Below are 13,607 nucleotides of genomic sequence, written 5' to 3' on the forward strand. Positions count from 1 at the left end.
CTGCGCGCAGATAGCACTCAAAGCGAACTCCTTGCCAGCCTCACGGGGCTGGATTTAAAGGACTTCCCAAGGGCATACTATAGCATCTCTTTCTGCGAATTGCAAGTTCTTGCGCGGTCCTGGCCGTGTATGCTATACTGCCCGTTGGCGCTCGAATAAGGAGGATAAGAAAATGCTGGAACTGGTCAAACAAATAGAGGCAGAATATCTGCGGGAAGATGTACCCGAATTGGCGTCGGGCGATACGGTGCGTGTTCATGTGAAGATGGTTGAGGGCAACCGTCGCCCACAGGTGTTTGAGGGCATTGTGATCCGCATGCACGGACAGGGGGTCAACCGCAGTTTCACTGTGCGGGCGGTCAGGTATGGGGTCGGTGTGGAGCGGACCTTCCTGCTGCATTCGCCGCGTGTTGAGAATATAGAAGTTGTGCGGCATGCCGTCGTGCGGCGCAAGCAGTTGTATTATATGCGCAAGCTGTCGGGCAAGGCGGCGCGTTTGCGGGAGCGGCGCGAGTCATAGGAGGCGCGGCCTATGCCAGCGCGCAGACGGAATGCCGCTCCGACCAGCGAACCCGCGATTGCCGTATCGTTGGGTCGCTGCGATCCCACGCTTGAGGAAGAAGAGCGCCTCAGAGTCCAGGGGCATCTGCTGATTGCCGGATTGGATGAGGCGGGGCGCGGCTGTCTGGCCGGGCCAGTGGTGGCCGCCGCGGCCATCTTGCCGCTGGCAGAGGATTGTTTGCGTCTTTTTGCCGGGGTGCGCGACTCCAAGCAGTTGAGCGCGGTCCAGCGCGAACGCCTCTTCGCGGTAGTAATGGAGCGCGCCGTTGGCGTGGGGGTGGGCGTGGTTTCGGTGGAATGGATTGATCGCTATAATATTTTGCGCGCGACACGGCTGGCAATGCAGCAGGCGTTGGCGACTCTGCCTGTGCGCCCAACCTATCTTCTGCTGGATGCCCTCAAGCTCCCCACTGTGCGTCTGCCGCAGCTTGCCTTGATCAAGGGAGATACGCGCTGCCTTTCGATTGCGGCGGCCTCGATTATTGCCAAGGTTACACGCGACCGGCTGATGCAGAGCCTGGATGAGCAGTATCCGGGCTATGGGTTTGCGCGGCATAAAGGCTATGGGACGGTTGAGCATCAGCGCGCGCTTGCCACATTGGGGCCTTCGCCCGCGCATCGCCGCACCTTTGCCCCGGTACGGGCGCTCTTAGAAACGCGGCAGCTTTCGCTGGACCTCTAACGATCCCCACAGGCAAATTACCCCTAACCGGTATTCCTGCTTTTGGCGGTTAGCCGCGTCCTAAGAATGCCTCACACAACCGACGGGTGGCCCCACCCCTGCCGCCTGGAAGGACGGCGCTACAACCCCGCCCCTGCTCGTGCGGAGGTTGTGTCAGGCGCTCTAAGCCTCTAATTGCCAGTGGGCTGGCGGCGTCTCCGTATTACCGGGCATCAGGACGGCCCGCACCAGGCGTTCCGGGTCATGGCGCACGTAATGGTCGGCGCCAATGGCTATCAGCCGGTCAACCGTCATCTCAGGCACCAACTCCTGGATTCGTTCGACATCAGGCGGCACCGGATGTTGTTGTTTCTCTGCATATAGCTCTCTCAGGTGTTCGGGGAAGGAGCCGTCATGCAGAATCACTCGATCAACCCGCCCGCCCAGGTAATGATGGATTTCACGCACGAAATCGGACGCCTGGAACTCGTCCGTCTCGCCGTGTTTGGTCATCAGGTTACAGACATAGACTTTTTCGGCTTCCGATTCTCGAATCGTGCGGGCGACATCCTCAACCAGCAAATTGGGAAGGATACTGGTATAGAGATCACCAGGGCCAATGATGATGACATCGGCCCGCCGCAGGGCGCGAATGGCCTGGGGGCAGGCGGGAGTCGAGTCGCTCAAGAAAATGCGCTTGATGGCTGGCAGGGGGCCGAGGTCTTTAAAGCCACGAGTATCTATGTTGGTTTCCCCACAGAGCGTGCTGCCGTCAGCCAGTTCGGCGCAAAGGGTGGTGTGTGCCAGAGTAACGGGAAGGACAGCTCCAGCCGTTTCCAGAAGTTCCTGCGCGTCCTGTACGGCCAGGAGGAGATCGCCACCGTTGATTTCTTGCAGGGCGGAGATGATCAAATTACCGAGGCTATGCCCGCCGACGCCTTCGACCCGGCTGCCTCCCTCGCTCTGCCCCCCATTGTTTACGTGTACCCCCTGGGGGAAGCGAAAATTGAAGATGTCGCGCCAGAGGACGCCGTTGCGTGAAAGGGCGACGAGAGCTTGCCGCAGATCGCCAAAGGGGAGCTGGCCGAATTCGTCCATCAGTCGGCGTGAACTGCCGCCGCTGTCGGCCATCGAAACGACGGCGGTGATCGAAAAGGGATACTTTTTGAGGTTGGAGAGGACATGAAACGGACCAGTGCCGCCTCCAAGGGTCACTACGCGCTTTCCTGCTAATCGTGACCAGAATCGGTGGGGTGCATCCATCGCTGCCTCCTGTCTGTGCTGTAGACCCTGCTGTACCTGCCCTATTATAACCTATGGCATGGCTTGTATAACACGCTATTACCTGGGCGTCAGGTTGCGGGGCCATTCGTAGAGAGGCTGCCCATGACGCTGCCTGGTTTTCGATAGATGAAGCGCGAGGGGGACTATTTTGCCCCCCTCAGCAGCGTGTGCTACAATTTTGAGCAAAGAACAACGGCGTACCGGGCGGAAGAAGAACGGTCTTATGGCCGGGTTTCTATGCTGCAAGCATACTCTCACGCAGACAGGACGCCATTGGAGGCATGGAGACGGTGGATATTGATTTTTTGCTGACTCGCGGCGTTGCCCAGGTGGAGAAGGAAACAGACCTGCGCCGCTTGCTAGAAGCTGGCGGGCGCGGCAGGCGTCCGCTGCGGGTGAAGCTGGGGCTTGATCCCCGCAACCCTGATCTGACCCTGGGACATGGTGTGGTGCTGCGCAAGCTGCGCCAGTTTCAGCAGCTTGGACATAAGGCGGTTGTTATTGTGGGTGACTGGACCGCCAGGCTGGGCGATCCCAGCGGGCGCTCGGATGCCCGCGAGGCGCTTTCAGCCGAACAGGTCAAAGCGAATGCGGAGCAGTATCTCGATCAGTTTTATCAAGTTGTTGATCGAGAGCAGACGGAGGTGCGCTGGCAGAGCGAATGGTTTGATCGCTTTACACTGGCTGATGCTATCCGTCTGGCGGGCAATAAGACCGTTGCCCAGATGCTTGATCGTGATGACTTCTCCAAACGTTATCAGGCCGGGACAGAGATTTACATCTCCGAATTTCTCTATCCCTTGCTGCAAGGCTATGACTCTATTGCGGTGGAAGCTGATGTAGAACTGGGCGGGACCGATCAGACGTTTAATCTGCTGGTTGGGCGCGAGCTTCAGGGGCGCATCGGCCAGCCGCCGCAGCAAATCCTTACCTGTCATCTCATCGTCGGCCTCGATGGTGTGCAGAAGATGGGCAAGAGCCTGGGCAATTATATTGCGCTGACTGCTCCGGCCAACGACATGTATGGCAAACTGATGTCTTTGCCCGATCAGGCGATGATGACCTACTTTGAGACGCTCACCACTGTGCCAACCGCAGAGCTGCGGGAGGTGCAGCGCCAGATGGCTGAGGGGAGTCTCAATCCGCGCGATGTGAAGATGCGCATGGCGCGAGAGATCGTCACTGAGTTTCGCTCGGCGGAAGCTGCGGCGGAGGCCGAGGAAGCTTTTGTGCGCCAGTTCCAGCGCCACCAGCTTCCTGAGCAGATTCCTGATTTCCGGCTGGCCGAGCCGACCAATATCGTGACCTTGATTGTTGACCAATGGCGTCTTGCTCCCAGTCGGAGCCGGGCGCGTGATCTCATCCAGCAGGGCGGTGTGTATTTCTACCCTGAAGGCGAGCAGAGCGCAGCGCAGCGTATTACCGATGTCAGCTTTGTGGCTCCGGCGAAAGATGGCGCGATTGTGCAGGTAGGGAAGCATGATTTTAGACGTATCCGGGTTTTTTAATGTTCATTGCATGGCAGCCCTATGAAGAAGAGGCCAGAACGGCCTGACAGGTACAACCCTGGTCCCCATGATACGTATTGGATAGGTAGAGCATTCGTAGAGCGTGTAGTGACATCTGAATGCCAGCCTGGGGGTTATCCAGGGAGGAACGACTGATGGCTGAGATTATTGAGTGCCCGTCTTGCGGGACTTCGTTTCCGGGTGGCACGCGCTTTTGTTCTGAGTGTGGCGCTACGCTGACAGGCGCTTTAATAAAGCAGGCGACGGGGATGCTTCCGGCCAACCGTCTGCTTCAGGACCGCTATTTGATCTTACAGAAGCTGGCCCAGGGAGGGCAGAGCGCGGTCTATCTGGTGGCGGATACGTTGGGCGCCAGCGCGCACTATGCCTTGAAGGAGATGAGCGAATCCGAACTGAATCTGGCCGAGCGCAAACAAGCTGTGGCCGATTTTCAGCGCGAAGCCGATATGCTGCGGCTGCTCAATCATCCGGCGCTGGCAAAGGTCTACTCGACGTTTGTTGAGGATGCCAAGCATTATATGGTCATGGAGTATGTGGCCGGGCGCAACCTGGAAGAGGCGCTGGCGGAGGCGGGCAAGCCTCTGGCGGAGGCGCAGGTGGTGTCCTGGGGCATTGCGCTCTGCGATGTGCTGGCCTATCTGCATCAGCAAGATCCTCCCATTATTTACCGCGACCTGAAGCCATCCAATATTATTGTGCGGACAGATCAGACGGTCAAACTGATTGACTTTGGCATCGCTCGCTTTCAGCAGACGAACCAGAGTAAAGATACGGTTTGCCTGGGTACAGATGGCTACGCGCCTATCGAGCAGTACAGCGGTAAGACTGAGCCATCTTCAGATATATACGCCCTGGGGGCGACGCTGTATCACCTGCTGACCAATAAAGTCCCCGCTGCCGCGCCAACGCGCGTGGCGGATGTCGGCAGTTTTCTGCCGCCGCGCCAATTGAACCCCGCGTTGTCTGGCGCGGTGGAGGCTGTTATTTTGCGGGCAATGGAGGTCCACCCCACGCAGCGCTATGCAGATGCCGCTGAGATGAAGACGGCGTTAGAAGGGATAGGGCGGCGCTCGTCAACGACGCTGGTTGCGCCAGGGACGCTGACTCAGCGTCCCACTTCTACGGCGCTCAAGACGCTGACCTCGCCATCGCTGCCCGTACCGTCCAGCGGCTCCTACAGTGTTTCTGCCGGGCAGGAGCGGGTGACGGTGAGCCTTGATGTGGCGCTGGCTCCAGTGGCAGAGAAGCCGGTCTTGCGTGTCTACCCAGAGCAGCCCCTTCGCTTCGGGCTGGTGAGCGCGAGGCAGCCCCATCAACGCCATTTTGTCGTGGAGAACCACGGAGGCGAGCCGCTTCAGGCGACGATAACCAGCGACAGTCCGGCGGTGCTGCTGGATGTCGAGGCGGTTGAGGATCATCGGGCGCGCATTACGGTCTGGCTGAAGCCCTTTACGCTGGCTGCCCGCCATTATGTAAGCGAGATTGAGATTGCCAGCAATGGTGGAACAGAGCAGCGTGAGGTCTGGTTTACGGTGTCGCGTTCCGTGGGCGCGACGAGCCGCGATCTGACGCCTGTAACACGGAACCGGCAGGTTGCTATGATGGGTCCTGGGCGCCTTATTGCTATTGGGTTGGGTTTGCTCTGGTTGTTGAGCCAACTGCTCGGCCATGTCGGACATATGGGTCCACCGTTTATACGCTAGAGCGAAGTGCGTGGGGCAGGGTTTAGCCGTACAGAGTTTTGGGCGTGTAGATTTTGTAGGAGTGTGAAGCGCGTATGGCAGAGGCAAAAATTGGGGTTATTGGCGGCAGCGGTTTGTATCGTATGGAGGGGATGACGGATGTGGAGGAGGCGCAGGTATCCACGCCCTTTGGCGCGCCCAGCGATGTCATTACTGTTGGGCGGGTGGAGGGCGTTTCGATTGCTTTTTTGCCCCGTCATGGGCGCGGCCATCGCTTGAACCCTACCGAAGTGCCCAGCCGGGCGAATATCTATGCGCTGAAGAGCCTGGGGGTTGAATGGGTGATTTCGGTGAGCGCCGTGGGCAGCATGCGCGAAGATGTCGCGCCGCTTGATTTGCTCATTCCCGATCAGCTTTTTGATCGCACCAAAAGCCGTGTCAACACCTTTTTTGAGGGCGGTCTGGTGGTTCACTGCTCCTTCGCTGAGCCGTTTTGCCCGACGCTTGCGGGCATGCTCTGGGAGGCGGCGCAGGAGTTGGGGGATGTGACGGTTCATCGCGGCGGCACATATGTTTGCATCGAGGGGCCGCTCTTTTCAACGAAGGCTGAATCGCGCATTTACCGCCAGTGGGGCGTGGATGTCATTGGCATGACCGCGCTGCCGGAGGCAAAGCTGGCGCGCGAGGCCGAACTCTGTTATGCCACCATTGCCTGCGCGACTGATTACGATGTCTGGCATGAAAGCGCCGAATCGGTCACGGTGGAGATGGTGATTGGGAATCTGATGAGGAATGTAACCAACGCCCAGCGTATCATTCGCGCTGTCGCCCGGCGCATTCCGGCAGACCGGGCAGAAAATAGCTGCGAGTGTCCCCACGCGCTGGCATCCGCGATCATCACTGATCGCAGCCGTATCCCGGCGGAAGCGCGAGAAAAGTACCAACTGCTGGCAGGAAAATACCTCTAAATACCTCGCGTCAGAGCTTACAGCGCCCGGCGAATGCGCCAGTAGCTCAGGCCCAGCATGGGGATGGTCAGCAGATAGACCCAGAGCAGATAATCGAGCCAGTTCGCGCCGAAGAAGAAGTAGATGCCGACAAACGCATACAGGAGCATGCGGCTGGGGCGAATGATGCCCTGGGATGAGACGGCCAGCAACTGGTGGATGAGCAGAAACGTAACCAGGCTGCTGTAGATATAGACAAAGATAATGCCAAGGACGGCATGAATAGCGCCTTGCCAGGCTAAGCCACCTACCGTCAGAACGACGACGGCTCCATCGCAAAAGGTATCGGTGAAGGAGCCTTTGGACGAGGGCGCGCGGTGGTAGCGCGCCAGCACGCCATCGAGCGCGTCAAGAAACACCGAGCCGACCAGCAGCCAGAAGGCGATGTCGAAGCGGAGCCGGACGAGAAAGAAGAAGCCTGCGCCCAGGACCACAGAGGCCCACGAGAGCATATCTGGAGTGATATGCAACGTATCGAGCGCCGCCGCTAAAGGGAGCAAAAGGGCCTGGCGCAGCCGCTGCCAGGGATAGAGCAATTGACCCTCGCTCTCGCTGTAGATGCTCGGCTGCAAACGTCGTGGCGGCTGTTCGGTTTGCCCGGTTTCAGTTTCTCGTGTTTCTCCTGGTGTGCTCATGGTCGTATCCACTGGTGGGGCGATCACGGCGCGCACGTGTAGCGCGGGTAAAATGGTCCTTCATTGACATTTGGTTGCTTAAAGAGGGTGAGATAGATACAGTCGGCTACTGCGGCTTGCAAAAGCCCTTCATCGCCGTTTTCTTTCATGACGACGACGGTATATTTTGGTGTCTGGCCCGGATTATCGGGGGCCAGCGAGATGAACCAGGAGTGTGGGTCGGGGACACTAAGCTGGGCTGTGCCGGTTTTGCCGCCCACATTGGAGCGTGTCGCGCCGATGTAGCCAGCCGAGCCTTGCAGCACCACGCCGCGCATTGACTGGCGCACCCCCGCAGCGGCCTGTGAACTGATGATCTGCCCATTCGTGACCCCGTTCCCTGTATAGGGGGTTGAGCTTACCGGCGCGACGGATTTTGCATCGAAGCCATGTGGGACCACTTTGTAGAGCAGGTGCGGCAGCAGGCCAACTCCATTGTTTGCCACTGTGCTGGTGATAAACGACATCGCCAGCGGCGAAATCTGTAGTGTTCCCTGCCCAAATGAATCGGCAGCCAGATCGACCGCATCATCCTTTGCTTCCTTGAAATCAACCCGACTGGCTGGCGCTGGAAGATCGAACGGGAACGGCTGCTTGTTCTCTGCGTTAGTATCAATCATGCCGAAGCGCTGGAAGTAGTTCAGCCAGGTATTTGCTCCCAGACCCACGCCAATGCGCGCGAAGATGATATTGTCGCTATAGATATAGCCATGCTCAGGATCAATTGGGCAGGCAGGCGGAATGCCATATTGTGGCAGGTCAACGTCCTGAAAAGTATGCCCATTGACCGTGTAGCGCCGCGCTTCGGAGCCATCGGCCAGACAATTGGAGCCACCAAATGTGGGAGTCTTTAATTGGTATTTGCCGTTATCCAGCGCGGCGCTCAAGGTCAGGGTCTTAAAGGTTGAGCCAGGGGTATAGAGGCTGGTTGGGCGAACGAGCAGCGGCAGATGTGGGTCAGTGGTTAGTTGCTTGAAATATTCAGCGCCGATAGTGCTGGTAAGCACGGGCTTGTCTTCGCCTGGGGGCACTTCTGGCGGAGTCTTCTTCGCGCCTGGGCAGGCAGGCAAATCTGCATTTTGGGTATCGCTGGTGTAGAGGCGGCAGGGGTTGTAGTCGCCGATCTCGTTGGCGTTGAAGTAGGGGCGGCTGAGCATGCCCAGAACCTCGCCGGTATGCGGGTCTTGGACGATAATGGAGCCGGGGTGATGGCCCGGGGCATTCTCAGCAGGCTGGTAATAGAGCTTCTGGACCAGGCTGCCATCTTTCTGCTGGCAGAGTGGTGGGATGGGTTCATTGGGGACACCAATGCTGCCCTTGGGAACCTTACGGAAGGGATCGCTTGGGAAGGTGCCGCCAGGCTCGTCATAGGTAATATCGTACTGCTTGTCAATGATGTTCTGGACTTTCGCGTCAATGGTCAGGTAGATGTCCGAACCATTGACGGCGCGATGCAGAGTCTGGTCCCAGAAATTGTTGATGGCATCCTGGCCGGAGGCTTGCCTGCCAGTCAGAATGTCTTCGTAGGCCTCCTCGATGCCGGTTTCACCATAGATATAGCTGAAGTAGCCAATAATGGGTGAGAGCGAGGGGAAGCAGTAATACCGCCGGTAGTTGCAGGGAGCCTTCTTGTCCTCCTGTGAATAGGCGAGCAAAACGCCATTGCGATCATAAATGCTACCGCGCACCGGCTGATTGCCAATGTCACAGAGGCTGGGATTATATTTGCTGGTGGCAAGCGTCTTGGACTGGAATACCTGCCAGTAGACGACGCCAACGCTTAGCAGCATGAAGAGTGCCAGAAAGACATTGGTTAATCGGCTGATGCTCCTGTTTACGGCCATTCCTGCTTCTCCCGCGTTGTCTTATGCCTTCTATATTAGCCCAGGCGAAGGTTTCTACCCGTGGGGTTATGAGCCTGCTTTCTATCAGACTCTAGTGGGCAGTGTAACATGCCCTCCCCGCTGTTGTCAAAACGAGTGGATGGCTTGGACTGGTCACGGCGGCGCAGGTACTGTGAGCTATTTCACAGAGTTTTGCCCTATCTACCATGTTGAGAAGCAGTTGCTCAAAAATTGACTTTCATCAGACGCCGCGATATAGTGACGAGGAAGGCATCTGGTTGGATGAAGTCTGAGGCGTCGGCTTTGTTCGGTGGGCGCCTGCTGTCGGCGTGAGCGCCCATGCGCTGCCCTGGGGAAGCATGAGGGGACACCAGCGATGAGTGAAACTGATCCTGAAGAGCAGCAATCTTCTGGCATGTTTGCCGGTGAACATCCCTCTGAAGAAGCCAGTGCAATGGCAGGCGAGTTTGTGTTGCGCTTCTGGGGGGTGCGCGGCAGCTATCCAGTCTCCGGGGGCGCTGCGCAGCGCGTCGGTGGGAGTACCTCCTGTGTGGAGGCGCGAGTTGGCGGACACGAGATTATTCTGGATGCTGGCACGGGCCTGATTCCTTTTGGTCAGCTATTTCGTGAGCGTATGAAAGCTTCCCCACCAACGATCACGATCCTCTTCAGCCATCTGCATTACGATCATATTCTTGGCCTACCCTTTTTCGATCCACTCTATCAACCAGGAGCGACGCTTCATCTGGCCGGACCTCGCCTGGCAGGCAAGAGTTTTTCCGATACCCTGTGCGGGGCGATTACCTCACCATATTTTCCGGTGGACCTGTGCGATGTCCCTTCTACCTGCCAGTTTTATACGCTGGAACCTGGCGATTATTTCCAGTGGCGTCCTGATGATTCGCAGCCGCAGCTTCGAGGCGGGCAGCTTAATGGCGCCGGGAAACCGCTTGCTGGCGATGAGGTACGTGTCACTTTTCTGCATACGCCTGCCCATCCGCGTAATGGCTGCTTAATTTCGCGTATTGAGTATAAGGGGCGCAGTGTCGTGTATGCCACCGATGTTGAATGGGGGCAGGCTGGCAATCAGTCATTGATTCACTTTGCCGAAGGGGCTGATCTGTTGATTCATGACGCGCAATATAGCGAGGAAGATTACCTGGCATCGAAGCGCGGATTTGGGCATAGCACGCCGCGCATGGCGACAGAGGTGGCAAGGGCAGCCGGGGTAAAGCGGCTGCTGCTCTTTCACCATGACCCGGAGCATGATGATGCTCTGCTTGAGCAGTTGCAGCGCGACGCGCAGCGTGACTTTCCTGCAACCAGCCTGGCTTTCGAGGGCCTTGAGGCGCCAATCATTCAGGCGCCGTAGCCGATGCGCCTGCTCATGAGGCAGCCGTCAGGGCGGCTTGCGCAGCGTTGTTTGAGTCGGTATAATAGTCAATACCACGCCCGCCAGCAGGGCGGGATAAAAGGGGGATACAGCGATGGGGAACAAAGACCGTCCCGCCAAGGAAAAAAAGAAGCCAAAGAAGGATGGGAAGAAGAGCGGGAAAGCGCAAGGATGATGACCTATGAACGTGATTTTCATCGTTATGCTGCTGGTCGCTTTTGTTGTCAGCATCTGCGTTCATGAATCGGCGCATGCCCTGATGGCGCTGGCCCTGGGTGATCCAGGGCCGCGCAATGATGGGCGGCTGAGCATGAATCCGCTGCGGCAGATGACGGCGCTGGGTACGGCTGTGGCGATTGTCCTGGCGTTTCTTTCAACGGTGACGCTGGCTTTTGCGCTGCCAGCGGGATTGGCGCTTGGCTGGGGCAAGCCGGTGCGCTTCGATGCGCTGAAATTGAAAGCGGGGCCAAACTTCGGAACTATTCTGGTGGCGCTGGCCGGCCCGCTGGCGAATCTCGCGCTGGGCGTGGGCTTCGCTTTTATCCTCCAGGCAATTCCACAATCTCCGCAGTTCTTTCGAGATATTGTTAACTGCCTGCCAGGTAGCACAGATTTGCAATGCGTTGGTGGGGCGCTGCCCTGGTGGGCGCTGCGCGGCGAGCAACTGTTGTTTGCCTTTGTGGTCGTCAATATCGGGCTGTTCCTGGTCAATTTCATTCCGCTCTATCCGCTGGACGGCTATCGCATTCTCTTTGCGCTGCTGCCCAGCCGCCAGGCGGTTTCATTCCGGCGCGCCGAGCCATATATGGAGTTGATCCTGCTGGCGATTCTCTTTTTCCTGCCGATGCTCATCTCCTTGAGCGGCGCTCGCGCGCTGGTCCTGTTGAGTCCTTTCTACTGGGTGATGCGGGGTACCATTGCCTTTGCGCAGGTTATTGTTGATCCATCGTATCTCATCTTTTATTCTGTGTAATGGGGACGAGGGTGCGAGCTGTTTATCGCGTCTCTCAAGCCTGGCATTTACTGACGGCGCGCGTGCAGCCGGAAGAGCAACAGGTTATTAACATGCTGCTTCCTCCCGCTGCGCGCGTATTGTTTGTCACAATGTCGGTTGGCGATCAGCGCCATTGCCTGAATGTTTGTTACGCGCTCAAAGAACAGGGCTGCTCTGACCGCGATTTGCTGGCTGCGGCTTTGCTGCATGATGTTGGCAAGGGCGGCGGGCGGGTGCGTTTCTGGATGCGTCCGGTCCTGGTGCTGCTGCGCGCGTTGGCCCCTGGATTGCTACACTATCTGGCGGCATCGCCAGACGCATTCTGGCGTCGGCCTTTCTATGCTGCCTGGCATCATGCCGACATCGGCGCCGATCTGGCGGCGGCGGCGGGACTTTCAGAGCGGGTGGCGCTGCTGATTCGCACGCACCATGATCCCGCTGGCCCGGCGGCGCTGCTGCATGCGGTGGATGATCGATCTTAACATAGAGTGATCTGGGGAGTGCTTGATGGCGACGGTTCATGGAGTGAATGGAACAAAGGTTGTGATTGCTGGTACACAGGCTGCAACGCTTGCCTCTTCTCCCTATACTATCCATCTCTCTATCTTCGAGGGGCCGCTGGACCTGCTCCTGCATCTGATTGAGCGCCGCCAGATGGAAATTACGGCGATCTCGCTGGTGGCTGTGACCGATCAATTTCTGGAGTATGTGCGCAACTGGCAGGAAGAGGAGCCGCCGATGGCCCGGCTGGCGGAGTTTATCACGGTTGGGGCCAAGCTGCTCTTTATTAAGTCGCGCAGCCTGCTGCCGCAGGCGCCACGAGAAGATGAGGCTTCTGAGGCGAATGAGGCGATGGCCGAGGCTGAGGAACTGCGCCGCCATCTGCTGGAGTACAAATTGGCGAAGGAGATCGCCCGCCTGCTGCGCGAGCGCGAGGCAGCCGGGATGATGAGCTTCCCCCGCCCTGGCCCGGTGCTGCCTGCCGGTGAATTGCTGACGTGGGCGCCTCCCAGGCTGGTGGGGCTGGAGGTAGAGGCGCTGGCGGCGGCTTTTCGTCGTGTGCTGGAGGAGCGCCGTCGCAGCAAGCCGGAGCCGCTCCCGCTGCCGGTGGTGCGCGTGAGCGATAGAATCGCGGAGATCGAGGCGGCGCTGGCTGCGCGTGGCCGGGTAGATTTTGAGGCGCTGCTGCGCGGCGCGCAATCGCGCCTTGAGGCTGTGGTGACGTTTCTGGCTGTGCTGGAACTCTGGCACGAAGAACGCATTCAGGTCGTGCAGGACGGTCTTTTTGCCGCTATTCTCATTCTGCCCGCTGCGGCTGCCTGACGCTTATCGGCCTTGCTGGCTGTCATAGTCTTCATCCGCCTTTTTCACCGCTGCGTCGCAGGTGGCTTCATCGACTTCCACACAAAGCACGATAGCAGCAGGATAATAGTGCTGGTAGGTCTTCCCGTTCATCTCCAACGTCAGCAGGAAGCCCTGGGCAATAAAAGCGCCGACTTTGGAACTTTGCAAGGCCACGACAGCCTCGACGTATTCTTGTGGATGAATGACGGCGTGTTCCAGCGGGTGGAAGACATAGGGCCGGTGTAGGTCGTCAATGATGGGCGGATAGCCCAGGTGTCCTGCGGTGAGCAATTCGTGGCTGTTTTCCTCCGGGCGCTCGATGGCTGTTGCTACAAGGGTGACATCGGGAGGAAGGGCAACGGGCTTGAGGGAGTCGAGCGTGATAGGCGTCGCGCCTCCATTGAACGCTCCCAGGCCAAGGGTAAATGGCTGCTCCAGGGTTTGATAGTAGTTCCTGGCAGAGATAGTGCCATCATCGGCCTGGAAAGGCGCTGGCGCATCCGGGTAGGTTTGCCCAGGGCGGTTGCCAGCACAGGCAGCCAGGAGGAGCAAGAGGCAGAGGATAGACGGCAAGCTGCGAACGGGCGTAGGATTCACCACAAAACTCCTTGCGATGGTTATAGGTCATGCAGGA

13 protein-coding genes are annotated in these 13,607 nt (G+C 58.2%); 9 read left to right on the forward strand and 4 right to left on the reverse strand.

The genetic code is table 11. The annotated features are described in order from the left end of the window. Nucleotides 1-172 precede the first annotated feature (172 nt). On the forward strand, nt 173-520 hold the full coding sequence (gene rplS / locus VH599_11115; protein ID HEY7348850.1) for a 50S ribosomal protein L19: 348 nt from the start codon (nt 173-175) through the stop codon (nt 518-520). A 12-nt stretch (nt 521-532) separates the two neighbouring features. Then, nucleotides 533-1,243 (forward strand): ribonuclease HII, encoded by a 711-nt coding sequence (locus VH599_11120; protein HEY7348851.1) that lies wholly within the window; start codon nt 533-535, stop codon nt 1,241-1,243. Nucleotides 1,244-1,405: 162 nt separating this feature from the next. On the opposite strand, the gene VH599_11125 is transcribed toward VH599_11120, so the two are convergent. After that, nucleotides 1,406-2,485: a gluconeogenesis factor YvcK family protein gene (locus VH599_11125; protein ID HEY7348852.1), complete on the reverse strand. Its 1,080-nt coding sequence runs from the start codon at nt 2,483-2,485 to the stop codon at nt 1,406-1,408. A gap of 302 nt (nt 2,486-2,787) precedes the next feature. Between VH599_11125 and tyrS the strand changes: the two genes are divergently transcribed. The 3 genes from tyrS (at nt 2,788) to mtnP (ending at nt 6,685) form a co-directional block, all read left to right on the forward strand. Beyond that, complete coding sequence (gene tyrS / locus VH599_11130; protein HEY7348853.1) at nt 2,788-4,014, forward strand: tyrosine--tRNA ligase; 1,227 nt, start codon at nt 2,788-2,790, stop codon at nt 4,012-4,014. 155 nt (nt 4,015-4,169) lie between these two features. Beyond that, nucleotides 4,170-5,738: a protein kinase gene (locus tag VH599_11135; GenBank protein HEY7348854.1), complete on the forward strand. Its 1,569-nt coding sequence runs from the start codon at nt 4,170-4,172 to the stop codon at nt 5,736-5,738. Between the two features lie 74 nt (nt 5,739-5,812). Continuing rightward, complete coding sequence (gene mtnP, locus VH599_11140; protein ID HEY7348855.1) at nt 5,813-6,685, forward strand: S-methyl-5'-thioadenosine phosphorylase; 873 nt, start codon at nt 5,813-5,815, stop codon at nt 6,683-6,685. Between the two features lie 17 nt (nt 6,686-6,702). Here the strand turns inward: mtnP and VH599_11145 are convergent, their stop codons facing one another. Next, entirely contained in the window at nt 6,703-7,359 is a 657-nt protein-coding gene (locus tag VH599_11145) for a CDP-alcohol phosphatidyltransferase family protein (GenBank protein HEY7348856.1), read from the reverse strand. 23 nt (nt 7,360-7,382) lie between these two features. Continuing rightward, nucleotides 7,383-9,242 carry a penicillin-binding transpeptidase domain-containing protein gene (locus tag VH599_11150; protein ID HEY7348857.1) on the reverse strand — a complete coding sequence of 620 codons (1,860 nt, stop codon included), beginning with the start codon at nt 9,240-9,242 and terminating at the stop codon, nt 7,383-7,385. A 376-nt stretch (nt 9,243-9,618) separates the two neighbouring features. On the opposite strand from VH599_11150, the gene VH599_11155 reads away from it, so the two are divergent. The 4 genes from VH599_11155 (at nt 9,619) to VH599_11170 (ending at nt 12,952) form a co-directional block, all read left to right on the forward strand. Continuing rightward, nucleotides 9,619-10,614 (forward strand): MBL fold metallo-hydrolase, encoded by a 996-nt coding sequence (locus VH599_11155; GenBank protein HEY7348858.1) that lies wholly within the window; start codon nt 9,619-9,621, stop codon nt 10,612-10,614. A 202-nt stretch (nt 10,615-10,816) separates the two neighbouring features. Continuing rightward, nucleotides 10,817-11,608: a site-2 protease family protein gene (locus VH599_11160; GenBank protein HEY7348859.1), complete on the forward strand. Its 792-nt coding sequence runs from the start codon at nt 10,817-10,819 to the stop codon at nt 11,606-11,608. A gap of 11 nt (nt 11,609-11,619) precedes the next feature. Further along, nucleotides 11,620-12,111, forward strand: coding sequence for a hypothetical protein (locus VH599_11165; GenBank protein HEY7348860.1), 492 nt, complete (start codon nt 11,620-11,622; stop codon nt 12,109-12,111). Nucleotides 12,112-12,136: 25 nt separating this feature from the next. Further along, nucleotides 12,137-12,952, forward strand: a complete 816-nt coding sequence (locus VH599_11170) for a ScpA family protein (GenBank protein HEY7348861.1) — start codon at nt 12,137-12,139, stop codon at nt 12,950-12,952. Nucleotides 12,953-12,955: 3 nt separating this feature from the next. Here VH599_11170 and VH599_11175 read toward each other — a convergent pair whose 3' ends face one another. After that, entirely contained in the window at nt 12,956-13,570 is a 615-nt protein-coding gene (locus VH599_11175; GenBank protein HEY7348862.1) for a hypothetical protein, read from the reverse strand. Between the last annotated feature and the right edge of the window lie 37 nt (nt 13,571-13,607).

The organism is Ktedonobacterales bacterium, assembly GCA_036557285.1.
GTDB lineage: Bacteria > Chloroflexota > Ktedonobacteria > Ktedonobacterales > DATBGS01 > DATBHW01.